The sequence below is a fragment of the Lysobacter sp. GCM10012299 genome (assembly GCF_042649405.1).
Classification (GTDB): Bacteria; Pseudomonadota; Gammaproteobacteria; order Xanthomonadales; family Xanthomonadaceae; genus Lysobacter_J.
Map to the genome: position 1 here is coordinate 200,863 of NZ_JBHRZC010000001.1, position 22,241 is coordinate 223,103.

20 protein-coding genes are annotated in these 22,241 nt (G+C 65.1%); 11 read left to right on the forward strand and 9 right to left on the reverse strand.

Annotated elements, in window-relative coordinates; all coding sequences use genetic code 11:
* The first annotated feature begins 40 nt into the window (after window positions 1-40).
* Entirely contained in the window at window positions 41-1,267 is a 1,227-nt protein-coding gene (gene ftsZ, locus ACFOPO_RS01025; RefSeq protein WP_241918499.1) for a cell division protein FtsZ, read from the forward strand.
* A 366-nt stretch (window positions 1,268-1,633) separates the two neighbouring features.
* Window positions 1,634-2,548, forward strand: coding sequence for a UDP-3-O-acyl-N-acetylglucosamine deacetylase (lpxC, locus tag ACFOPO_RS01030; protein ID WP_386700038.1), 915 nt, complete (start codon window positions 1,634-1,636; stop codon window positions 2,546-2,548).
* Between the two features lie 224 nt (window positions 2,549-2,772).
* Here lpxC and ACFOPO_RS01035 read toward each other — a convergent pair whose 3' ends face one another.
* Window positions 2,773-3,210: a DUF721 domain-containing protein gene (locus tag ACFOPO_RS01035; RefSeq protein ID WP_386700039.1), complete on the reverse strand. Its 438-nt coding sequence runs from the start codon at window positions 3,208-3,210 to the stop codon at window positions 2,773-2,775.
* A gap of 5 nt (window positions 3,211-3,215) precedes the next feature.
* Here ACFOPO_RS01035 and ACFOPO_RS01040 point away from each other — a divergent pair, with 5 nt between their 5' ends.
* From ACFOPO_RS01040 to ACFOPO_RS01050, 3 genes are all read left to right on the forward strand, one after another.
* The gene (locus ACFOPO_RS01040) at window positions 3,216-4,139 is read left to right on the forward strand and encodes a M23 family metallopeptidase (RefSeq protein WP_386700041.1); all 924 of its coding nucleotides are present in this window, start codon (window positions 3,216-3,218) and stop codon (window positions 4,137-4,139) included.
* Window positions 4,140-4,384: 245 nt separating this feature from the next.
* Window positions 4,385-7,117 carry a preprotein translocase subunit SecA gene (gene secA, locus ACFOPO_RS01045; RefSeq protein ID WP_386700043.1) on the forward strand — a complete coding sequence of 911 codons (2,733 nt, stop codon included), beginning with the start codon at window positions 4,385-4,387 and terminating at the stop codon, window positions 7,115-7,117.
* Between the two features lie 105 nt (window positions 7,118-7,222).
* On the forward strand, window positions 7,223-8,224 hold the full coding sequence (locus ACFOPO_RS01050) for a Nudix family hydrolase (protein WP_386700045.1): 1,002 nt from the start codon (window positions 7,223-7,225) through the stop codon (window positions 8,222-8,224).
* Between the two features lie 43 nt (window positions 8,225-8,267).
* Here the strand turns inward: ACFOPO_RS01050 and coaE are convergent, their stop codons facing one another.
* The 4 genes from coaE to pilB are packed head-to-tail and all read right to left on the reverse strand — an operon-like array spanning window position 8,268 to window position 12,821.
* Entirely contained in the window at window positions 8,268-8,885 is a 618-nt protein-coding gene (gene coaE, locus ACFOPO_RS01055) for a dephospho-CoA kinase (protein WP_386700046.1), read from the reverse strand.
* 50 nt (window positions 8,886-8,935) lie between these two features.
* Entirely contained in the window at window positions 8,936-9,799 is an 864-nt protein-coding gene (locus ACFOPO_RS01060) for a prepilin peptidase (protein WP_386700048.1), read from the reverse strand.
* Between the two features lie 37 nt (window positions 9,800-9,836).
* Window positions 9,837-11,093, reverse strand: coding sequence for a type II secretion system F family protein (locus ACFOPO_RS01065; protein WP_386700050.1), 1,257 nt, complete (start codon window positions 11,091-11,093; stop codon window positions 9,837-9,839).
* Between the two features lie 3 nt (window positions 11,094-11,096).
* Entirely contained in the window at window positions 11,097-12,821 is a 1,725-nt protein-coding gene (gene pilB, locus ACFOPO_RS01070; RefSeq protein WP_386700051.1) for a type IV-A pilus assembly ATPase PilB, read from the reverse strand.
* A 175-nt stretch (window positions 12,822-12,996) separates the two neighbouring features.
* Here pilB and ACFOPO_RS01075 point away from each other — a divergent pair, with 175 nt between their 5' ends.
* Genes ACFOPO_RS01075 through ACFOPO_RS01100 form a run of 6 tightly spaced genes read left to right on the forward strand, consistent with a single transcriptional unit; the run spans window position 12,997 to window position 18,079 of the window.
* Entirely contained in the window at window positions 12,997-13,857 is an 861-nt protein-coding gene (locus ACFOPO_RS01075; protein WP_386700053.1) for a glycosyltransferase family 2 protein, read from the forward strand.
* Window positions 13,854-14,558, forward strand: a complete 705-nt coding sequence (locus ACFOPO_RS01080) for a class I SAM-dependent methyltransferase (RefSeq protein ID WP_386700055.1) — start codon at window positions 13,854-13,856, stop codon at window positions 14,556-14,558. The genes ACFOPO_RS01075 and ACFOPO_RS01080 overlap by 4 nt, the downstream gene beginning before the upstream one ends.
* Window positions 14,559-14,572: 14 nt before the next feature.
* Window positions 14,573-15,721: a glycosyltransferase gene (locus tag ACFOPO_RS01085; RefSeq protein WP_386700056.1), complete on the forward strand. Its 1,149-nt coding sequence runs from the start codon at window positions 14,573-14,575 to the stop codon at window positions 15,719-15,721.
* Window positions 15,718-16,488: a class I SAM-dependent methyltransferase gene (locus ACFOPO_RS01090; protein WP_386700058.1), complete on the forward strand. Its 771-nt coding sequence runs from the start codon at window positions 15,718-15,720 to the stop codon at window positions 16,486-16,488. Before ACFOPO_RS01085 ends, ACFOPO_RS01090 begins: the two co-directional genes overlap by 4 nt.
* A 46-nt stretch (window positions 16,489-16,534) precedes the next feature.
* Entirely contained in the window at window positions 16,535-17,476 is a 942-nt protein-coding gene (locus ACFOPO_RS01095) for a GNAT family N-acetyltransferase (protein ID WP_386700060.1), read from the forward strand.
* Between the two features lie 48 nt (window positions 17,477-17,524).
* On the forward strand, window positions 17,525-18,079 hold the full coding sequence (locus ACFOPO_RS01100) for an acyltransferase (protein WP_386700062.1): 555 nt from the start codon (window positions 17,525-17,527) through the stop codon (window positions 18,077-18,079).
* Window positions 18,080-18,089: 10 nt separating this feature from the next.
* Here ACFOPO_RS01100 and ACFOPO_RS01105 read toward each other — a convergent pair whose 3' ends face one another.
* The 4 genes from ACFOPO_RS01105 to ACFOPO_RS01120 form a co-directional block, all read right to left on the reverse strand.
* Entirely contained in the window at window positions 18,090-19,016 is a 927-nt protein-coding gene (locus ACFOPO_RS01105) for a lysylphosphatidylglycerol synthase domain-containing protein (RefSeq protein ID WP_386700064.1), read from the reverse strand.
* A gap of 17 nt (window positions 19,017-19,033) precedes the next feature.
* Window positions 19,034-20,968, reverse strand: a complete 1,935-nt coding sequence (locus ACFOPO_RS01110; RefSeq protein ID WP_386700066.1) for an ArnT family glycosyltransferase — start codon at window positions 20,966-20,968, stop codon at window positions 19,034-19,036.
* 22 nt (window positions 20,969-20,990) lie between these two features.
* Window positions 20,991-21,401, reverse strand: coding sequence for a pilin (locus ACFOPO_RS01115; protein ID WP_386700068.1), 411 nt, complete (start codon window positions 21,399-21,401; stop codon window positions 20,991-20,993).
* 151 nt (window positions 21,402-21,552) lie between these two features.
* Complete coding sequence (locus ACFOPO_RS01120; RefSeq protein WP_386700069.1) at window positions 21,553-21,960, reverse strand: pilin; 408 nt, start codon at window positions 21,958-21,960, stop codon at window positions 21,553-21,555.
* Between the last annotated feature and the right edge of the window lie 281 nt (window positions 21,961-22,241).

Genomic DNA, 22,241 nt, shown 5'->3' on the forward strand with positions numbered 1-22,241 from the left:
ACACGACACATAACTAGCAACACATAACGAGGACGACGACATGGCACATTTCGAACTGGTTGAAAAGATGGCCCCGAACGCGGTGATCAAGGTTGTTGGCGTGGGTGGTGGCGGCGGCAACGCCGTTGCGCACATGGTCAGCGGCAATGTCGATGGCGTTGAATTCATCACCGCCAACACCGACGCGCAGGCGATCAAGAACTGCGGCGCCAAGCTGCAGCTGCAGCTCGGCAGCAACGTGACGAAGGGTCTCGGTGCTGGCGCCAATCCCGAAGTCGGCCGCCAGGCCGCGCTGGAAGACCGCGAGCGCATCATGGATGCACTGACCGGCGCCGACATGGTGTTCATCACCGCCGGCATGGGCGGTGGCACCGGCACCGGCGCCGCGCCGGTGGTGGCGCAGCTGGCCAAGGAGATGGGCATCCTGACCGTCGCCGTGGTCACCAAGCCGTTCCCGTTCGAGGGTCGCCGCCGCATGCAGGTCGCGCTCAAGGGCATCGAGGAACTGAGCCACCACTGTGACTCGCTGATCACCATTCCCAACGAAAAGCTGATCACCGTCCTCGGCCGCAACGCCACGATGATCCAGGCCTTCCGCGCCGCCAATGACGTGCTGCTCGGCGCCGTGCAGGGCATCGCCGACCTGATCGTCCGCCCGGGCCTGATCAACGTCGACTTCGCCGACGTGCGCACCGTGATGAGCGAGATGGGCCTGGCGATGATGGGCACCGGCTCGGCACGCGGCGACGACCGCGCGCAGGCCGCCGCCGAGTCGGCGATCCAGAACCCGCTGCTCGACGACGTCAACCTGTCCGGCGCCAACGGCATCCTGGTCAACATCACCGCCGGTCCGGACTTCACGATGGCCGAGTTCGACGAAGTCGGTCGCACCATCGAGAACTTCGCGTCCGAAGACGCCACCGTCGTCATCGGCACCGTGCTCGATCCGGACATGCAGGACGAGGTCAAGGTCACCGTGGTCGCCACCGGCCTCAACCGCGCCGTCTCCCGCCAATCGGTCCGCGGCAGCGAGAAGGAAGCCCTGCGCGCCCCGATCACCCTGGTGCGCAATGCCACCACCGGCCAGCCGGAATTCGGTGCGATGGAAGACATGGCCGCCCCGGTCCGTCCGAGCTTCGGCAACAGCCTGCGCGGCAGCACGTCTGCACGCTCGGCCGAGCCGTCGTCCTCGCCGGCCGTGGCCGACTTCGGCAGCGACAGCAGCTACCTGGACATCCCGGCGTTCCTGCGCCGCCAGGCGGACTGAGCCCGGCGACACCGTCCCAACCTCCCCCTGCGAGCAGGGGGAGGCGCAAGAACGTCGTCGTCTCTGCAGTCCCTTGGGCCTCTCTATCGAGGCTTTAGGCCGGTCGACTCCGCGAAAGCGGGTCGACCGGCCATCTTGCCCGGTCCGCAAGGCCGGACAGTGACGGATTTCCGTTAAGGTTCAGGCTGCCCGGTGGTATTCTTTCGCGCCGTTCAGGTGGGAATGAATTGCATCTGCCTGCCCGTGGCCTTAAATATCCCGGACGCGCATAGATGCATGCGTCCCAGTCCCTGATAGCGATGTCCGCGAAGTTGTGTCCCTGCCAGTGATGTCCCTGACAGGTCTGCCCCCGACAGGTTTTCCCAGATGCTGCGCCAGCGCACCCTCAAGAACGTGATCCGCGCCACCGGCGTCGGCCTGCACAGCGGTGAGAAGGTTTTCCTCACCCTGCGTCCGGCTCCCGTCGATACCGGCATCGTGTTCCGCCGCGTCGATCTCGACCCGGTGGTGGAAGTGCCTGCCAGCGCCGAACTGGTCACCGAGACCACGTTGTGCACGGGCCTGACCTGCGGCCCCGCCAAGATCCAGACCGTCGAGCACCTGCTGTCGGCCCTGGCCGGGCTGGGCATCGACAACATCTATGTGGAGCTGTCCGCGGCCGAAGTGCCGATCATGGACGGCTCCTCGGGCCCGTTCGTGTTCCTGCTGCAGTCGGCCGGCATCGCCGAGCAGGAAGCGCCCAAGCGTTTCATCCGCATCAAGCGCCCGGTGGAAGTGCGCGACGGCGACAAGGTCGCGCGTTTCGAGCCGTACGACGGCTTCCGCCTGGACTTCACCGTGCAGTTCGACCACCCGGCCATCCCGGCCTCGCAGTCGCGCGCGGTGGTGGAGTTCTCCACCGCCAACTACATCCAGGAAGTCAGCCGCGCCCGCACCTTCGGCTTCATGCGCGACCTGGAGTACATGCGCGAGCGCAACCTGGGCCTGGGCGGCTCGATGGACAACGCGATCGTCCTCGACGAATTCCGCGTCCTCAACGACGACGGCCTGCGCTACGCCGACGAGTTCGTCCGCCACAAGATCCTCGACGCGGTCGGCGACCTTTACCTGGCCGGCCACCCGGTCATTGGCACCTACGTCGGCTTCAAGTCGGGCCACGCGCTCAACAACAAGCTGGTCCGCGCGCTGCTCGCCGAGCGTTCAGCGTGGGATGAAGTGACGTTCAGTGAAACCGATGCCACCCCGGCACCGGTCGCCTACGGCGTGCCCGCCACCGCCTAGGCTGCGCCTTGCCGCCCGATGCGGCAAACGTTTACATGAATTGGAAGGGCGTCACAGACGTGAACATCACGTGACGCTTTAACAATTCTTTAACGGAAACCTATCAAATTTTTTCTAACCCTTTAACAAATTCAAAGGGTTGGGCCTTTAGCATGCCCCGACCGCAGCCAATCGATGGACCCGGCAACAAGTCTGCCAAGGTCCACCTGGTTCGGCGGCACCCCCTAGGAATCGGCAGCGTCCGGATCCTTGAGGGATGCCAAAGCGGCCTGCAATGCTAGCAGTGCAGTCGCTGAGATGGGTTTGGCTTTCCGATCCGATTGTGGGGAGGCAGTCGTCGGAGTTGTCGTTTTGACGATCAGTTCAGCCGCATCCAGCCCGACGGAACGGGCCGCGTCGAGCAGTTCCGGGGCAGCGAGCCGCAACCTGGCACGCCATACCGGGGCGTCGACGACAAACACGAGCCTGCCTCGTTCGTAATTGGCCAGCCGCGCATGCGCGGCCAGTGACGGAGGCAGGTGTGGGCGTAACCGTAGGTCCAGTTGTTCGAGCCACAAGGCACGACGAATTGGGCCGCCAGCGGGCTCGGCCAGCAGCGCATCCAGCGCGGCTTGCGGAGTCGAAGGACCTCTCTTGGGGTTCCTGGGCTTGGAATCAGACATAAGACATGACCTATCCATCCATCGTAAACAAAACCCGCGCCCAGCTGTCGCATTGGTTGCAGCAGGCCGGTTACTGGGGAGCGCAGCGACCCGCCCTGGCCATCGCCCTTCTTCTCGGCGGCGGCGCGGCGATCGGTGCAGGCGCCGGCATTGCCGACAATGCCCTGCTGCGCAGCAAGGCCGACAACCAGGAAGCGCTGATCGCGGCCACCCGCCGTGACGCCCAGCGCGAGATCAATGCCCTGGCCGCCCGCATGGGCGAGCTCCAGGCCGAGGCCAACCGCCTCAACGCCCTCGGTGAGCGCCTGACCCGCATCGGCCAGCTCCAGGACGGCGAGTTCGATTTCGACAAGCCGGTCGGCATCGGTGGTGTCGGTCCGGTCCGCGACATGACCAAGTCCGAGCTGGACGAAGGCATGGCCACCCTGGGCCAGCAGTTCAAGGCCTCGGGCGAGCAGCTCTCGGTGCTCGAGTCGCTGCTGTTCAACCGCCAGCTCGACATGAACGCGGTCCCGGGCCGCGAGCCGATCGCCGGCAGCTACATCACCTCCGGCTTCGGCGGTCGCGCCGATCCGTTCAACGGCGGCCACGCCAACCACAAGGGCCTGGACTTCAAGGCCAACGTCGGCGACCCGGTCCTGGCCGTGGCCGACGGCGTGGTCAGCTACTCGGGCGTCCGCTCGGGCTACGGCAACGTGATCGAGGTCGACCACGGCAACGGCTACGTCACCCGCTATGCCCACAATTCGCGCCTGACCCACAAGGTCGGCGAGCTGGTCCGTGCCGGGCAGGAAATCGCCAAGGCCGGTTCGACGGGCCGCTCCACCGGTGCCCACGTGCACTTCGAGGTGTGGGAGAACGGGCGTGTGGTCAATCCGCGCAACTTCCTCAGCCAGCAGTCGCCGCTGAAGGTCCAGATCAAGGGCTGATGCCGCCTGCCCCCACTTCCGCTTGCGGGAGTGGGCCGGGATGAGGGCCGCCGGCGCCTTGCAAGCACCGGACCTCGCCCCCACGGTACAATCGGACTGGCCACAGTTCAGGCTCGATGCGATCGGGGCGCACGGCGCCCCGATTTCATTTCCAGCCGACCTCCTTCCGGGGAACTTGCTGGCGGACCCGCACTCTGAGTGCGTCCCGCCTGCTGGTTCCCCTGTTCCGCTTTCCGGACCCGTACATGCTCAACAGCCTGCTTACCCGCGTTTTCGGTAGTCGCAACGATCGCCTGCTGCGTCAACTGCAACGCTCCGTCGTCAAGATCAACGCCCTCGAGCCGCAGATGGAGAAGCTCAGCGATGCTGAGCTGCAGGCCAAGACCGGCGAATTCCAGAAGCGCATTGCCGACGGCGAGTCGCTCGACAAGCTGCTGCCCGAGGCGTTTGCCGTCTGCCGCGAGGCCTCGCGCCGCGTCCTGGGCATGCGCCATTACGACGTCCAGCTGATCGGCGGCATGGTCCTGCACCTGGGCAAGATCGCCGAGATGCGCACCGGCGAGGGCAAGACCCTGGTGGCAACGCTGCCGGTCTACCTCAACGCCCTGGAAGGCAAGGGCGTCCACGTGGTCACGGTCAACGACTACCTGGCCCGCCGCGACTCGGCGTGGATGGGGCGCGTGTACAACTGGCTCGGCCTGAGCGTCGGCGTGGTCTACCCGGGCATGCCGCACAGCGACAAGCACGCCGCCTACGCCAGCGACATCACCTACGGCACCAACAACGAGTTCGGCTTCGACTACCTGCGCGACAACATGGCGCTGTCGAAGGAAGACCGTTTCCAGCGCGGCCTGAACTACGCGATCGTCGACGAGGTCGACTCGATCCTGATCGACGAGGCACGCACGCCGCTGATCATCTCCGGCCCGGCCGACGAATCGCCGGAGCTGTACATCAAGGTCAACCGCCTCGTCCCGAACCTGATCCGCCAGGCCACGGAAGAAGGCGAGGGCGACTACTGGGTCGACGAGAAGAGCAAGCAGGTGCACCTGTCGGAATCCGGCCAGGAGCACGCCGAGGCGCTGCTGCGCCAGGCCGGCATCCTGCAGGGTGAGGACGATTCGCTGTACGGCGCGCAGAACCTGGGCGTGGTCCACCACCTCAATGCCGCCATGCGCGCGCACGCCATCTACCAGCGCGACGTCGATTACATCGTCCGCGACGGCGAAGTGGTGATCGTCGACGAGTTCACCGGCCGCACCCTGGCCGGCCGTCGCTGGTCCGACGGCCTGCACCAGGCGGTCGAGGCGAAGGAAGGCGTGCCGGTCCAGCGCGAGAACCAGACGCTGGCCAGCATCACCTTCCAGAACCTGTTCCGCATGTACAACAAGCTGTCCGGCATGACCGGCACGGCCGACACCGAGGCCTACGAGTTCCAGAGCATCTACGGCCTGGAAGTGATCGTGATCCCGACCCACAAGCCGGTGCAGCGCAAGGACCACGCCGACGCGGTGTTCCTCAACCGCGCCGGCAAGTACCGCGCGGTACTGGCCGAGATCAAGGACGCCAACGCCCGCAAGCAGCCGGTGCTGGTCGGCACCACCTCGATCGAAGTGTCGGAAATGCTCAGCCAGCAGCTGCGCGACGCTGGCATCCACCACGAAGTGCTCAACGCCAAGCAGCACGAGCGCGAAGCGCACATCGTCGCGCAGGCCGGTCGCCCGGGCGCGATCACCATCGCCACCAACATGGCCGGCCGCGGTACCGACATCGTGCTCGGCGGTTCGCTCGAGAACGAAGTGGCCCAGCTGGAAGCCAGCAACGGCGGCGAGCTCGACGAAGTCACCCGCGCGCGCCTGAAGTCGGAATGGCAGGCACGCCACGAGGCCGTCAAGGCCGCCGGTGGCCTGCACATCGTCGGCACCGAGCGCCACGAGAGCCGCCGCATCGACAACCAGCTGCGCGGTCGCGCCGGTCGCCAGGGCGACCCGGGTTCGAGCCGCTTCTACCTGTCGCTCGAAGACAACCTGATGCGCATCTTCGCGGCCGACTGGGTGCAGCGCGTGATGGCGCGCATGGGCCTGAAGGAAGACGACATCATCGAAAGCCCGCTGGTGTCCAAGCAGATCGCCAACGCGCAGCGCAAGGTCGAGGCCCACAACTTCGACATCCGCAAGAACCTGCTCGACTTCGACGACGTCAACAACGACCAGCGCAAGGTCATCTACGCCCAGCGCGACGAGCTGCTCGAAGCCGAGAACGTCTCGGAGAACATCGAAGGCCTGCGCAGCGACGTGGTCGCCGACACCGTCGCGCGCTACGTGCCGCTCAACTCGATCGACGAGCAGTGGGACCTGCCGGGCCTGGAAGCGACGCTGGAGCAGGACTTCGGCGTGGCCGTGCCGCTGGTGGCGATGGCGAAGGAGAGCGAAGAGCTCGACGCCGAGACCATCGAGGAGCGCGTGCAGGAAGCCGTGCTCGGCCACTTCTCCGAGCGCGAGACGCAGCTCGGCGCCGAGACGATGCGCATGCTGGAAAAGCACATCATGCTCAACGTGCTCGACCAGAACTGGAAGGAGCATCTCGCGCGCATGGACTACCTGCGCCAGGGCATCCACCTGCGCGGTTACGCGCAGAAGCAGCCCAAGCAGGAGTACAAGAAGGAAGCGTTCGAGCTGTTCAGCGAGATGCTGGAGAAGGTCAAGCGCGAAGTCGTCATCCTGCTGGCGCGCGTGCGCATCCGCAGCGAGGACGAGGTTGCCGCACTGGAAGCGCAGGAGCGCGCAGCCGCCGAGGCGCAGGCCCGGCAGATGCAGTTCCAGCACGCCGATGTCGGCGGCTACGGTGCCGACGAGGAAGCCGCGCAGGCGCGCGCGCTGGCCGGCGGCAACGATGCCTTCGCCAATGTCGGCCGCAACGATCCGTGCCCGTGCGGCAGCGGCAAGAAGTACAAGCACTGCCATGGGCAGATCGCCTGACCATTGGTCGAATGGCACGAAAGCCCTCTCCCGCGTGCGGGCGAGGGCCCGGATGAGGGCAGGGCGCCAATAGCGAGCCCGCAGCGAACCTGCTGCGCCGACACCATGACCGGTCACCCTCCGCCAGCAACCTCACCGCACCTCGTCGGCGCACACCTCGCCGGCACACCGGCGCGCATCGTTGAAGTGGTGGCCGGCGTGATCCGCGACGCCCGCGGCCGCTTCCTGCTGACGCGCCGCACCGAAGGCCGTGACCTGGCCGGCCTGTGGGAGTTCCCGGGCGGAAAGCACGAACCGGGCGAGTCGGCCGAAGCCGCGCTGGCGCGCGAGCTGCACGAAGAACTCGGCATCGACGTCGAACTGGGCGCGCCGTTGATCGCGGTGCCGCAGGTTTACCCCGACAAGCGTTTGCGCCTGGACGTGCGCATCATCGCCAGCTGGCGCGGCACCGCTCGCGGTCGCGAAGGCCAGGCGCTGGTGTGGGTGCCGCCGCACAAGCTCGCGAGCTACGCCATGCCACCGGCGGACCGCCCGGTGGTGGCAGCCCTGCTTCAACCGCCGCACTACCTGGTGACGCCAACACCCGACGACGATGCGCGATGGCTGCTGGAGCTCGAGGCAGCGCTGGCTGCCGGCGTCCGCCGCGTGCAGCTGCGAGCCCCGGGCCTGGATCCCGCACGCTGGCGCGCACTCGCCGCGCAGGCCGTGCAGCTGTGCCGTCACGCCGGGGCCGAAGTCCTGGTCAACGCCGACGTCGCGCTCGCCCTCGAGCTGGGCATTGGATTGCACCTGCCGTCCGTGCTGCTGCACGCACAGCGCGAGCGACCGATACCGCCGGAGTTGCCGCTGGCCGCGTCATGCCATGGCGTCGACGACCTGGCCGCGGCGCAGGCACTGGCGTGTGATTTCGTCGTATTGGGCAGCGTGAAGGCGACGCCGAGCCACCCCGGCGTTGCGGGCATGGGCTGGGACGCCTTCGCCGCCATGCGCGAGCAGGTATCGCTGCCGATCTACGCGATCGGTGGCCTCGCCCCCGGCGACCTGGACGAAGCACGCGCCCACGGCGCGCAGGGCATCGCCGCCATCCGCAGCCTCTGGCCAACCTGAGAACGTAGCCCGGGTAAGCGAAGCGCACCCGGGAAGAAAGGCCCTACACCCCGACCGAAGCCAGAGCCCGATACCTGCGATCCAGCGCCGCGATCGGCGCCTCGAGCGCGTCCAGCACCCCATCGTTGACCAGCACATCGTCGGCAATGGCGAGGCGCTGGCTGCGCGTGGCCTGTGCCGCGATCATCCTGTCCGCCAGCGCCGCATCGGCGCCGTCGCGCGCCATCAAGCGCGCGCGCTGCACAGCTTCGGGCACATCGACCACCAGGATCCGCGCCAGCCAAGGGTAGGTCTCGCGGCCGCCGCCTTCCGCCAGCAGCGGAATGGCGGCAATCGCGTAGGGTCCGGCCGCCGCCAGGCAGGCGTCGTGCAGGGCGATGCGAACGCGCGGGTGGATGATCGCTTCAAGCCGCCGCCGCGCCGCATCGTCGCCGAACACGCGCTTGCGCATGGCTGCACGGTCCAGTCCGCCGTCGTCCGCAAGGACCTCGCTGCCGAATGCGGCGACCACCTCGGCCAGGCCTTCCGACTCGGGGGCGACTGCGGCGCGGGCCGCAACGTCCGCATCGGCCACGGCGATCCCGAGTGCCTCGAAGCGGCGCGTGACGACGCTCTTGCCGGAGGCGACACCGCCGGTGACGCCGATGATGAAATCGCTCATGCGCGGATCATATAGGCCCGGTCCCGACTGCGGGAGCAGGGCGCCAGGACTCAGCGGAGACCGGAGATCCGCATGTAGGTGCCCACGATCTGCTCACCCCAGAAGAAGGTGGTCCAGCCGGCAATGGCCAGGTAGGGGCCGAACGGAATCGGCGTGGCGCGGTCGCGGCCCTTCATCGCCAACCAGATCGAACCGACGATCGCCCCGACCAGCGAGGAAAACAGGATCGTCGGCAGGATGCCCTTGAGGCCGGTCCACGCACCAATGGCCGCCAGCAGCTTGAAGTCGCCGTGGCCCATGCCTTCCTTGCCCGTGAGCTGCTTGAACAGCCACCAGACGATCCACAGGCTCAAATAACCCGCCACCGCGCCGAGCAGGGCCGGCTTGGCCGGGAAATAGAGGTTGTCCGACGCGGCGATCAGGCCCAGCCACATCAAGGGCAGGGTCAGCTGGTCAGGCAGCAACTGCGTGCGCAGGTCGATGCCCGACAGCACGATCAGGAAACAGGTGAAGACGATTGCGCCAAAGCCCTGCCAGCCGAAGCCGAAGCGCCAGACGCTGGCGACCACCAGCAGCATCGTCAGCAGCTCGACCAGCGGGTACTGCGGCGAGATCGGGGTCTTGCAACTGCGGCAACGGCCCCGCAGCGCCAGGTAGCTGAACACCGGAATGTTCTCGTACCAGGACAGCTGGTGCTTGCAGTGCGGGCAATGCGACCGCTCGATCACGATGCCCGGGGGCGGTGGATCGTAGGTCTCCGGCTCGCCCAGGACCTCGCGGCTGTCGCGGCGCCACTGCCATTCCAGCCGCTTGGGCAGGCGCAGGATCACCACATTGAGGAAGCTGCCGACCAACAGGCCGAGCCCGGCCGCCAGCGGGAAACCGATGGCGGGGTTCTGATCTAGGAATGCCATGCGTCGGATTGTGGCCTAAGTAGTGCTCGCGTGGCGATCAGCCGACCGTGGCGGCAAGCTTGAAGATCGGCAGGTACATGGCGATCACCATGCCACCGACGATCACGCCCAGGAACACCATGATCAGCGGTTCCAGCAGGCTGGCCAGCGCGTCCACCGCGTTGTTGACCTCCTGCTCGTAGAACTCGGCGACCTTGAACAGCATGGTGTCGAGCGCGCCGGCCTCTTCGCCGATCGCGGTCATCTGGGTGACCATGTGCGGGAACAGGTTGACCTGCTTCATCGCCACGTTGACCGGGTAGCCGACGGCGACGTCGTCGCGGATGTTGCGCACTGCGTCCTCGTACAGCACGTTGCCAGTGGCACCGGCGACCGTGTCCAGCGCCTCGACCAGCGGGACGCCGGCCTTGAAGGTGACCGCCAGGGTGCGCGAGAAGCGGGCGATGGCCGAGTTGTGCATGATCTGGCCGATGACCGGCATCTTGAGAATCATCCGGTCGAGCAGGCGGGAGAACGCAACGGAACGATTCTTGGCCATGATGAAGGCCGTTATCGCGCCGACCACGCCCATCAGGATGACGAACCACCAGGCGACCATGAACCGGCTCAAGGCGACGATCAGCTTGGTGAACGCCGGAAGGTCTGCGCCGAAGCCCTTGAACACCTCTTCGAACTGCGGCACCACGAATACCAGCAGGATCGAGCTGACGATCAACGCCACAGCGACGACCATCGCGGGGTAGAACATCGCCTTCTTGATCTTGCCTTTGAGCGCCTCGAGGTTTTCCTTGTACGTGGCGACCGTGTCGAGCACGACCTCCAGCACACCCGCCGATTCACCGGCCTTGACCAGGTTGCGATACAGCTCGTCGAACTGGACCGGATGCTTGCTCAAGGATTCATAAAGCGACGAGCCGCTTTCGATGTCCGCGCGCACCGCGTTTACCAGCTTCACCATGCGCGGGTTCTTGTTGCCGTTGGCGATGATCTCCATCGCTCCGACGATTGGCACGCCCGACTTCATCATGGTCGCGATCTGGCGACTGAACACGGCGATGTCGAGTGGGGTGATGCGCTTGCCGGCCGCCCCGAACAGCGGCGTGCCCTTCGGCTTGACCACCTTTGGCGTGATGCCCTGTTTGCGCAATTCGGCGCGCAGGGCATTGGCGTTCTTGGCGTTCTGCTCGCCCTTCATCACCTTGCCGCGCTTGTCGGTGCCCTGCCAGGTGAAGACGGGCAGGGCGTCGGCGCGGCGCACGGGGTTGGACTTGGTGGCAATGCGAGTCGCGGACATGGTTTAGTCCTTGGTTACACGGTTGATTTCGGCGAGGCTGGTAACGCCGTTCTTGACTTTCAGCATCGCCGACTGGCGAAGGTCGTTGACGCCGGACCGCAGCGCGGCGTCGGCGATCTGCATGGCATTGCCGCCGGCCAGCACGATCGCCTGGATCTCATCGGTCATCGGCATGACCTGGTAGATGCCGGTACGGCCCTTGTAGCCCTCGGTGCAATCGGCACAGCCGACCGCCTCGTAGATCTTCAGGCCCTCGGCGATCTCCTCGGGCTTGAAGCCTTCGGCCAGCAGCGCATGCTCGGGCAGGTGCACTTCGCGCTTGCAGTCGTGCAAGCGCCGGGCCAGACGCTGGGCGATGACCAGGGTCACCGACGAGGTGATATTGAACGGTGCCACGCCCATGTTCATGAGGCGGGCGATGGTCTGCGGCGCGTCGTTGGTGTGCAGGGTGGACAGCACCATGTGGCCGGTCTGCGCGGCCTTGATGGCGATCTCGGCCGTTTCCAGGTCGCGGATTTCGCCGACCATGATCACGTCCGGGTCCTGGCGCAGGAAGCTTCGCAGCGCGGCGGCGAACGTCATGCCGCGCTTGACGTTCATCTGCACCTGGTTGATGCCGGGTACGCGGATTTCGACCGGGTCCTCGACCGTGGAGATGTTGCGCTGCTCGTCGTTGAGGATGTTCAGGCCGGTGTACAGCGACACCGTCTTGCCCGAGCCGGTCGGGCCGGTGACCAGCACCATGCCGTAGGGCTTGGCCAGGGCCTGCTCGTAGAGCGTGCGCTGGTTGTCTTCATAGCCGAGTTTGTCGATGCCCAGCTTGGCCGCGCTGCCGTCGAGGATACGCATCACCACCTTTTCGCCGAACAGGGTCGGCAGGGTGCTGACGCGGAAGTCGACCTGCTTGGTCTTGGAAATGTTGAGCTTGATGCGGCCGTCCTGCGGCACCCGCTTCTCGGCGATGTCGAGCTGCGCCATCACCTTGACGCGGGCGGCGATGCGGGCCTGCAGGCTCGGCGGCACCTTGGCGACCTGCTTGAGCAGGCCGTCGATGCGCAGGCGCACGCGGTATTCGGTTTCGTAGGGCTCGAAGTGGATGTCCGAGGCACCCTTGCGGATCGCATCCACCAGTACCTTGTTGACGAACTTCACGACCGGGGTGTCGTCGGTCTTGACGTCCACGCCGCTTTCGTTGGCCAGGTCGGCGTCGCCGCCGGAGACGTCGAGGGACTCCAGGCCTTCCGAATCGCCGACCGAATCTGCCAAGGCATCGCTGGCTTCGAGCCAGGTTTCAATGCAGCGCTTGATACGGTCTTCGTCGACCAGGATCGGCTCGATCGCCAAGTTGGTCTGGAACTTGATCTCTTCCAGGGCCTGGTTGTTCGTCGGGTCGGCGATGCCGACAAACAAACGGTTGCCGCGCTTGAACAGCGGCAGCACCGAGTGCTTGCGGATCAGGGCTTCGCTGACGACCTTGATGGCGGTCTGCTTGGCGTCGAATGCAGAGGCATCAAGCAACGGCACGCCAAACTCGACCGAGTTGGCAGCCGCCATCTGCGCCGGGGTCACCAGGCGCTTTTCCGCCAGGTAGGCGGCAATGGGCTGCTTCAAGCCAGTGGCGGTAGCCAGGGCCTGGCGCGCGACCGTGTCTTCCAGCACGCCGTCCAGCACAAGGCGCCGGGCAATGCCGGTGATCCCCACCAGGTTGGCAGTGGCAACGGTGCTCATGGAGCCCCCTGTAATTCCCCGATCGGACTGTACCGCAATCCTGTTGCCTGGGGAGCGGACCGGGCGCACGTTTGTGCAGTCCCGTGGCCTCAGCCCCATTAAGAAAACGGGGACGCCTGCACCTTCCGGGGGGAACCCCTATCGCCTACTCTGTGCAGGCAAAAGGGGGGAGGGGATGCGCGTTTCCGTAGTACTACCTGCAAAGAACGAGGCCGAGGGGCTGGCCAGGACACTGCCTGCCCTGCGGGAGCAATGGCCGGAGGCCGAACTGATCGTGGTCGATGACGGGTCCAGCGATGGAACCGCGGCGATTGCCGCCGACCTCGGGGCCCGGGTGCTGTCATCCCCGTACTCCATGGGCAATGGGGCGGCCATCAAGCGTGGTGCCCGGGCCGCCACTGGCGATGTGATCGTGTTCATGGACGCCGACGGGCAACACAGCGCAGCCCATATCGGACAGCTGCTGGACAAGCTCGGCGAGGGCTACGACATGGTCGTGGGTGCCCGCGACGGCTCGGGCCAGGCGAACTTCCATCGCGGACTGGCCAATGCGTTCTACAACCGCCTTGCCAGCTGGATGACCGGGCACGAAATTCTCGACCTGACCTCCGGGTTCCGTGCTGTCCGGGCGGAGAGGTTCCGGGAGTTCCTGCACCTGCTTCCCAACGGATTCAGCTATCCGACGACCAGCACCATGGCGTTCTTCCGCAGCGCTTACCCCGTGGCATACGTGCCCATACCAGTGGCCAAGCGCGTCGGCAGCGGCAGCCATATCCGGCCGCTCAAGGATGGCATCCGCTTCCTGCTGATCATCTTCAAGATCGCGACGCTCTATTCGCCGTTGAAGCTGTTTGCACCAGTCGGCGGATCGTTCTTCCTGTTGGGAATGTGTTACTACGCCTGGACATTCACCATGTTCGGGCGATTCACCAACATGAGCGCGCTGCTCTTCAGTGCATCGGTAATCGTGTTCCTGATCGGACTGATTTCCGAGCAGATCACTTCGTTGACGTACACGCGCCAACCCCAGCCATGAGCCGTCTGCGACGCCTGGCGGCGCTCTTTGCGAAGACGCCGCTGCACCCTCAGTGGTTGCTTGGCGGACGCGTCGTGCCGCGCGGGATCCGGGAGGTCACGGGAAAGATTCTTGATATCGGCGCCGGCGACCGGTGGATCGAGCGGGAACTTTCTGCCGGCCAGGTATATGTCGCCCTCGACTACCCGTCGACCGGGCGCGACCTTTACGGAGCAAGGCCGGATGTATTCGCCGATGCCGGCGCACTTCCCTTCGCCGACGCGACTTTCGATGGCGTCGTGTGCCTTGAAGTGATCGAGCACGTCCCGGATCCGGGGCGCGTGATCTCCGAAATGGCGCGCGTACTCCGGCCTGGTGGACGCGCTTGGTTGTCCATGCCCTTCATGTATCCGCTGCATGACGCGCCTTTCGACTTCCAGCGTTACACGGAGTACGGCCTTCGCCGCGACGTCGGTCGCGCCGGGCTGAAGGTCCTTGAACTGCGCAAGAGTGGGCACGCCATGCGTGCCGCCGGCTTGTTGGGTAGCCTGGCCATTGCCGGCGGCGTGCACCGCAGCTCGGGCCTGCTGCGTGTGGTCCTGCTGCCATTGGCCCTGGTCATGATCGGAGCCGTCAACGTGATGTCGTACCTGGCAAGCCTGGTCTGGCCGGACTGGAGCCATATCGCCAGCGGCTACGAAGTCGAGGTCGCAAAGCCTTGAGCGCGGATTCCCTATTGCTGATCACGACCTCGTTCCCGCAACGCGGTGACGGCAGCGAGGCAGCAGGCGCGTTCGTCGCGGACTTCGCCGAATCCATGGCCCGGCACGTCCCGGTGCGCGTCGTTGCGCCGGGACAGAACGAGGGTGAAGAAGTTGTTCGCGGCATTCCGGTTTTCCGTTTCGCCGCGCCGGGTCGGCCGCTCTCCCTGTTGAGTCCTTCCAGGCCCGCGGATTGGCCGGCGATCGTTGCCACGCTGCGCTCCCTGCGGGCCCAGGCAATGGCGGCGGCCAGCGATGGCAGGGTCGGACACACGTTTGCATTCTGGGCGTTGCCTTCGGGATGGGCCGCGCGGCAGTTGCAGCGCAAGTACGGTATCGGCTATTCGGTTTGGGCCCTGGGTAGCGACATCTGGTCGCTGGGCCGGCTCCCGTTGATCCGTTCGGTGCTGCGGGGCGTGATCCAGGACGCTTCCCATTGCTTCGCCGATGGTCTGCAGCTGGGGCAGGATGCGGAACGAATTGGCGGACGCCCATTCGAGTTCCTGCCCAGCACGCGTCGGCTGGAAATCGGACGGAAGCGCCCGCTTGCTTCAGGACCGCCGTATCGGCTGCTTTTCCTTGGGCGCTGGCATCCCAACAAGGGAACCGACATCCTCCTCGAGGCCTTGTCGCTCCTGCCGGACGAGGACTGGGGGCGAATTTCGGAAGTGCACATTGCCGGTGGCGGGCCATTGGACGAGCAAGTGAAGTCGTCGGTGGCCGACCTGCGTGGAAACGGTCGTCCGGTCAGGTTGAGCGGCTATCTCGACAATGCCGCGGCCTGCGAAGCCTTGGCCGAGGCCGATTACCTGTTGCTCCCATCCCGGATCGAGAGCATTCCGGTCGTATATTCCGACGCAATGAAGATGCAGCTGCCGGTCGTGGCGATGCCGGTCGGAGATCTGCCGGCATTGCTTGCAAGGCACCATGCCGGCGAGTTGGCGGCGGCAGTGGACGCGGCCAGTTTCGCCGCGGCGGTGCGACGGGCACTCAGCAATCCTCCAACGGCATATGCCGACGGCATCGCCGGGTCGGTCGCACAGTTCAACGTCGATCCGCTGCGCCTGCGTGAACGCTTCAACCTCGGTGGGCAATCGCCCGTTCCCGGAGAGGTGGCGATATGAGCGAGCGAGGCTACCAGTACGATTTTTCTGTCGACAATCCAGCGATGCATTCGACCGAGGGACGTCGAAGAAAAGCCGTGACGATGCTGGCGGTCCTGGGCGAACACCTGGGTGCCGAAGCATTGTCGAACGCGCGCATCCTCAATCTCGGCTGCTCCACCGGGCTGATCGATGAAGTGCTGGCGGAGAAGGCTTCCGAGGTCGTTGGCATCGATATCGACCAGGTCGCGATCGATGCTGCCAACGCGCGACCAACGCCCGCCAATTGCCGGTTCGTCCAGGGCGACGCGATGGCGATCGGTTTTGCCGATGAAAGCTTCGACGTGGTCATTTGTTCGCAGGTCTATGAGCACGTCCCGGACGCCGGGAAGATGATCTCGGAAATCCATCGCGTGCTGGTCCCCGGCGGTGTCTGCTATTTCGCCGCGACCAACCGCTTGTGCGTGGTGGAGCAGCATTACCACCTTCCATTCCTTTCAATCGTTCCCGTCCCGCTGGCCCATCTTTACCTGCGACTTGCCGGCAAGGGCCGCTACTACCACGAGCGGCACCTGACCTGGTGGGGGCTGCGCCGGCTTGTCGCGCAGTTCCAAGTCGACGACTACACCGCGCGCCTGCTCGCCGCACCCGACCGCTTCGGCGTGCGGTACATGGTGGGTTCGGGAGCGAAGCGACGGCTGATCCTGGCGATGTCGCGAATGGCGTACTGGGCATTCCCCGGCTACGTCTGGCTGCTGCAGCGCAAGGCGCTCTCGAAGAGCGCATGACCATTTTCGGGCGTCAACCGCAAGACTGCGGGCGAGGAATGGGCTGATGGGCGCGTGGGAGGTTTCCACGACACCCTCGGCTGCCCACGAGCAGTGGGCGAAGGAGGGGCAATTCCTCTTTGCGTCCCGGCAATGGGCGCATGTCCTGGAAGGATTGGGGTGCACGACAGTATTTGCCTGGCACCACGAACTGGAGTGTGGCGTGGTGGTGCCTGTTTTCCGCCGCGGTCCCTTGCGGGTCGCCTTCCTTGGCTTCCCCATCGCGGGCGAATGTTTCGACGCACTGAACGCTGCCCAGTTCGAGGCGTTGCAGCATGCGCTGGCCGGTGATCTGCGCTGTGACCTGGTGCGTGGCGTGAGGTCCCAGGCGCTCGAGCCCGGGCCGGGCGCCTTGCCCGAAGTCTGGATCGACGACCTGCAGGCGTGGCCCGGCAGCCGGGGCAAGCGGATCGCCAAGGATCTTGCCTTCGCCGCGAGGGCTGGTGGTGGTCGCCAACCGGTCGAGTCCTTCGCCGATGGTGCGGTGGCTTACGCGCTCTACCAGCAGACCGTCCTTGGCCATGGCGGGCGACTGAGGTACACGAACGAATACTTTCACCGACTGCTCGCGCTGGCTGGGCAGTCGTCGTTGTTGACCGCGGCGGCCATGCAGGACGGAACCTCGCGGACATCGGCGTTCGCAGTGACCGCCCGGCACGGACGGGTTGCGTACTATCTGCACGGTGCTGTCGAGCCTTCGGCACGCGCCTGCGGAGACGGCGACGTCCTGCTCGCCAGGCTGATCGAGAACGCCAGGAAGGGTGGAGCGCTCAGCTTCAGCCTGATGGCCTCGCCGAGGGACCAGCCAGGCCTTGTCCGGTACAAGAGCAAATGGGGCGACCACCAGGGGTTCACCAATACCCATGATGTCGGCAGGGGACTCCTTGGGCGTCCGCTGGCGTACTGGGTACGGCGCAACTCTCGCTTGCAAGGCACGGGCAAGAACTGATCTGATCTGCCAGTCCCATCGATCGACTGACTGCCCGGGAGGCAGTAGATGCATTGGATTCCGTATCAGTTCCTCGCAGGGCTGCTCGACAATGTGTTTTCGCACTTCCGGCCGCTGATTGCCGGGCTGCGCAACCCCAGCGTCCGGATTGAACGTAACGTGATCCTCAAGGGGCGCATGGCGCACCTGCGACTGGGCAGGCGGGTGGTGATCCAGTCCGGCACGGTGATCCATGCCGGGGGAATGGCCTGGTGCGAATTTGCGGGATCGGTTTCGATCGGCGACGACAGCGTCCTGTCACCCAACTGCGTTCTCTATGGCGCGGGGCCCGGCGGCATCCGGATCGGCGAACGCTTCGACTGCGGGCCGGCAGTCGGGATCTTTGCCAGTCGTACCGACTACCGGTCGAGAAGCGCCCATGTATTCAAGGAAGTCGTCATCGGCAATGACGTCGTTGTGTTCGCCAATGCCGTCATCGGGCCTGGCGTAACCATCGGCGATCGCGCCGTCATCGCAGCCGGTGCAGTCGTGCTGGACGATGTCCCCAGCGGGGCGATGGTGGGCGGTGTGCCCGCCAGGATCCTGCGCACGGACGTGGACTGAAGCCGGTCGATCAGGCTCGACCCAGTCGCGCCAGCATGAGGCCGACGGCGAGGCAGGCCAGGTCGACGATGATCTGCCAGCAGCGAAACAGCAGCGCCGCTGAAACGATCATCGTGGTCGGTATCCCCGGTGCGAGGATATGACCGAGGCCGGCTGCCGCGAACTCGCGGATGCCGATTCCTGCAGGAACCGGAATCGCCAGGATGCTGGCGGCGAATCCCAGGTAGAGGGCGGCGAGCACCGGCAGCAGCGCATCGGCGGGAATCGACGTCCCTGCGGCCTTCAGCACGAGGAACGAGGCGGCGAAGTTGCTTGCCATCCCTGCGAGGCAGATCAGCGTTGCAGACAATGGGCTGGCCTGATGCGCCACCGTGGGGGGCAGCTTCAAAAGCGACGCCAGCCCGGGCGAAATCCTGTTGACCACCTTCGTCGTCGGCAGCAGGCCAATGAGCACGCAAGCGGCAGTCGCGACGACCACGGTCGTGGCGATGATCGCAGGCGAATTGACCTGGAGGCACACCAGTCCCAGTGCGAAGACCTGGACGACCGAGATGACCGCCAGTTCCACGTTGGCGATCGTGACCCCGCCGAGAGTCGCGCCATCCTTCAGTGCGACCGATTGCATCAGCGGCGACCAGATCTTGCCGGGGATGTACTTTCCGGGCTGCGAGACAAGGAATGCCGCAATTGCCTCACGGCGTGAATGCCGTGCGCCCTGTTTGGTCAGCAGCCACGCTAACAAGGAGCCCTGGGCGATGGTGAACACGATGCCCATGAGCACCGCCATGGAGAGGAGCGCGGGGTCGCAGGCCGCGACCATCCCGGCCAGCTCATGTCTCGATGCCCAGGCCAACCATGCCAGCAGGCAGGCGCCTGCGAAGGTCAGCCACGCGCGTAAGGAGCGGCGCCTGTTCTGCGGTGCATGGTCCTGGCCCATCAGATGGCCTGATCTCCTTACTGGCCAGCCGGCGAGGTAGCGCTGGTCTTGTCCACGTCGGCGCCCACAGTCTTCGGGTCCGGTCCGGCCGAGCCGATCAGTCCAAGCGCGCGCGCTTTCTCGTAAACCGCCTTTGCCTGGCGAGTGTGTCCATCCGCGGTCAGTGTCGCAAACGTCTCCGCAGCGAAGTCGGCGTCACGGGTGGCAGTAATGGCGCGCACGTACATCTGTTCGGCGAGCGCTTCGTCATGCGGATATGTGAGGAGATAGTTGCCAAAATCGGCGTAGGCACGAGGCGGGACCTTCGTCCTTGCGAACAGCTCCAGCAATGCCCTGGTCAGCTGTTTGTCGTCCAGTTTGACGCCGTCGTAACGCTGCTGGAGGAGGCCGTACATGGCTGTCCTTTCCTGCGGCCCGAGCGGCCGGGTGCGGATCTTCTCGATGAGACTGTCCCACCACTCCTGCCTGGCAGGTGCATTGCTTGCCGCGGCCATGAGCAGCAGGCCGGTTTCCGGGAGGGGGGAGGCACCTGGCAGCCTGGCGGCGCGTTCGTACTCCTTGACGGCCATGTCGTAGAAGGGCGAGTTAGCGTCCATCCCCGACATCATCATGTACTGCTCACCCAGGTCGGTGGCCGCACGCGGAGATCGGGGGTTCCTCGCAGCAAGATCGGTCGCCAGCAGGAATGGGTCGCCCCAGGTTGCCGAGCGGATGATGGCCAGCGCGAAGAAGCCGACCAGTACCGCGGCGATGCCAGCGCGCTTGATGGCAGGGCCATCCCTGGTCGGGATGCTGCGTACGAGGTCCGCCAACACCAGCAGAAGGCCAAGCAGGGCCAGGTAGTTGCGGTGCTCGAATGCGAGTTCGAGGTTGAAGATGTTGCTGGTAAGCAGGTGCGCGGCGAAGAACCAGGCAATGCCCAGCGTGATCAACGGCCGGCGCTTGCGCAGCATCCAGGCAGCTACGAGCAAAGCCAGCAGGAATACCCCGCCCAGCAAGGTGGTGACGGGCGACAGCCAGCCGGAGGACTTGAGGTAGTCGTCGTAGTAGAAGGGCAGGGTGCCGGGCAGAGGAAGCACGCTCTGGCCGATGTACATCGGCAGCACCCGCAACTGCGTGAGCAGCCGCTCGTGCAGGGTGAACTCTCTCCCGATGAAAGCGTCCGGACCTGCGTACTTGGGAAACAGGTAGACCACGAAGACCAGCAATGCCGCGAAAGCGCCTGCCGCGTAGAGGAGCTTGAGACCCCGCGATTCACGCGAACCACGTGGTTCGAAGCGGAACATCGTCCATTCGAGCGCCAGTGCGTAAACCGGGAAGAGAACCGCAGTCTCCTTGCTCAGCATCCCGATGCCAGCCAGCAGTGGCGACAGGACCAGCCAAGGCCAGCCACGCTGCCCGTTGCATTGAGCGGTGCGTCCGCGCCAGTAGGCAAGCAGGGCGAGCAGGACGAAGGTCGCTGAAAGCGTCTCCATGCGCTGCACGACGTACAGCACCGTCGAAACCTGCAGTGGATGCGTAGCCCATGCCAGCGCGACAGTGAACGCGGCCAGCGTGTACGTTGCCCCGACAGCGTGCGGCCAGACCCGTGAGAGCAGGTTCTTGAGCAGTACGAACACCAGGAGCGCATTGACCAGATGTACAAGCAGGCTGGTCAGCTTGTAGCCCCAAGGGTTGTACTTGCCGATCGAATAGTCGAGAGCAAAACTGACCGTAGCCAGCGGGCGGCCATATTCGCCTTGTGCGAAACCGTTGGCCGCAGTTCGAAGCGATTCGAGGTTGAAAGCCTCGATGCGGATCGCCGGATTGGTCAGGATCGTCGGGTAGTCATCAAAGATGAAGCCACCACTCAGGCCTGGCCAGTAGACCAGCGCCGTGACCATCAACAGAGCGAGCAGAAACAGCTGGGGACGGAACCAGTTCGTTGCTTTCAGCGGGGGAGTCGACGACACAATTCCTGCACTCTGTACGGGGCTAGCTGCAACCCACGGGCCTGTATTTCGCGATGATTCCCGCGCCAACGGTGCATGTCCAGACCCCGGAGCTGCTGCGGCTCAGTCGCACGGTATTGCCGCTGATTGCCGGGTGGCCCTTGAGCCGGCAGCGGATGAAGCCATTTGCGTTTGACGGGTCCATGTCGATCAACGAGCAGCGACCGCTTGAGCCGCGCAGGCCGATCTCGGAGATATTGAAGGTCGTCGAGTTGTTGGCGATGACCTGCGATTCGAACATGGTCTTGCCCCCCGCGATATCGGCGAGGCCTGCGGTGACCTGGCTGCGGATGGTGTAGTCCTGGTAAGCCGGGATCGCGATGGCCGCGAGAATGGCGATGATCGCCACCACAATCATCAGTTCGATCAGTGTGAAACCGCGCGAAGCGTGCATTTCTTTCCCCCTGGAAGAAACAGACCCGCCAAACCAAGACGCAAGTCGCGTGCCAATCAAGCTTCGAGTGTACGGACACTCATCAGTTACGCGTCCATCAAAAAAAACCCCGGCATGGCGCCGGGGTTTTTTCTTAAACGATCAGACCTGATCAGCTGCAGCCCGACGGCTTGTGCTTCTGCAGGGTGATGTTGCTCGAGCAAGCCCACGAACCGTCGGCGCTGGTGCGGGTCAGGGTGATGGTCTTGCCCTGGACGGCCGGGTTGCCGGTCATGGTGCACACGATGGTGCCGTTGTTGCCGGCGTTCACCGCGATGGCGCAGCGGGTGGTGGTGCCCTTCAGGCCGATGTTGGCACGCGTCACGGCGGCGCCGCTACCACGCTGGATGTACTCTTCGAACGCGGTCACGCCGCCACGGATGTCGGCCAGGCCAGCGGTAGCCTGCGAGCGGGCCACGTAGTCCTGGTAAGCCGGCAGCGCGATTGCGGCCAGGATGGCGATGATCGCAACGACGATCATCAGTTCGATCAGGGTGAAGCCTTGCTGGTTGTTCTTCATGTGTTTCCCCTAGGAGTGTTTTTTTACTTCACGTGCCATTGGGTCGGGCCTTCCGATCCTCGGGCAGCCGTGCTCACGGCACGTGCGCTGAAAATACACGCATAAGGCGTGCCAAGGGTGGTTTTGCCCGCTGTCATTGCCAATCTGGGTATGCGTTCACGCAAAATGTCAGAAGCCGCCGGGGGGGCGGTGACGCAATTTGTCAGTTTCTTCGATGCTGTGACGCTGGGCGTCAGCGAGCCGGCCCGAGGGGCGCTGGGGCGGGTTTGGACCCGATCGGT

Bases quoted from the DNA above. Each gene is read 5' to 3' on its own strand.
- ftsZ (WP_241918499.1), top strand. From the start codon at position 41: ATGGCACATTTCGAACTGGTTGAAAAGATGGCCCCGAACGCGGTGATC.
- lpxC (WP_386700038.1), top strand. From the start codon at position 1,634: ATGCTGCGCCAGCGCACCCTCAAGAACGTGATCCGCGCCACCGGCGTC.
- ACFOPO_RS01035 (WP_386700039.1), bottom strand. From the start codon at position 3,210: ATGTCTGATTCCAAGCCCAGGAACCCCAAGAGAGGTCCTTCGACTCCG.
- ACFOPO_RS01040 (WP_386700041.1), top strand. From the start codon at position 3,216: ATGACCTATCCATCCATCGTAAACAAAACCCGCGCCCAGCTGTCGCAT.
- secA (WP_386700043.1), top strand. From the start codon at position 4,385: ATGCTCAACAGCCTGCTTACCCGCGTTTTCGGTAGTCGCAACGATCGC.
- ACFOPO_RS01050 (WP_386700045.1), top strand. From the start codon at position 7,223: ATGACCGGTCACCCTCCGCCAGCAACCTCACCGCACCTCGTCGGCGCA.
- coaE (WP_386700046.1), bottom strand. From the start codon at position 8,885: ATGAGCGATTTCATCATCGGCGTCACCGGCGGTGTCGCCTCCGGCAAG.
- ACFOPO_RS01060 (WP_386700048.1), bottom strand. From the start codon at position 9,799: ATGGCATTCCTAGATCAGAACCCCGCCATCGGTTTCCCGCTGGCGGCC.
- ACFOPO_RS01065 (WP_386700050.1), bottom strand. From the start codon at position 11,093: ATGTCCGCGACTCGCATTGCCACCAAGTCCAACCCCGTGCGCCGCGCC.
- pilB (WP_386700051.1), bottom strand. From the start codon at position 12,821: ATGAGCACCGTTGCCACTGCCAACCTGGTGGGGATCACCGGCATTGCC.
- ACFOPO_RS01075 (WP_386700053.1), top strand. From the start codon at position 12,997: ATGCGCGTTTCCGTAGTACTACCTGCAAAGAACGAGGCCGAGGGGCTG.
- ACFOPO_RS01080 (WP_386700055.1), top strand. From the start codon at position 13,854: ATGAGCCGTCTGCGACGCCTGGCGGCGCTCTTTGCGAAGACGCCGCTG.
- ACFOPO_RS01090 (WP_386700058.1), top strand. From the start codon at position 15,718: ATGAGCGAGCGAGGCTACCAGTACGATTTTTCTGTCGACAATCCAGCG.
- ACFOPO_RS01095 (WP_386700060.1), top strand. From the start codon at position 16,535: ATGGGCGCGTGGGAGGTTTCCACGACACCCTCGGCTGCCCACGAGCAG.
- ACFOPO_RS01100 (WP_386700062.1), top strand. From the start codon at position 17,525: ATGCATTGGATTCCGTATCAGTTCCTCGCAGGGCTGCTCGACAATGTG.
- ACFOPO_RS01105 (WP_386700064.1), bottom strand. From the start codon at position 19,016: ATGGGCCAGGACCATGCACCGCAGAACAGGCGCCGCTCCTTACGCGCG.
- ACFOPO_RS01115 (WP_386700068.1), bottom strand. From the start codon at position 21,401: ATGCACGCTTCGCGCGGTTTCACACTGATCGAACTGATGATTGTGGTG.
- ACFOPO_RS01120 (WP_386700069.1), bottom strand. From the start codon at position 21,960: ATGAAGAACAACCAGCAAGGCTTCACCCTGATCGAACTGATGATCGTC.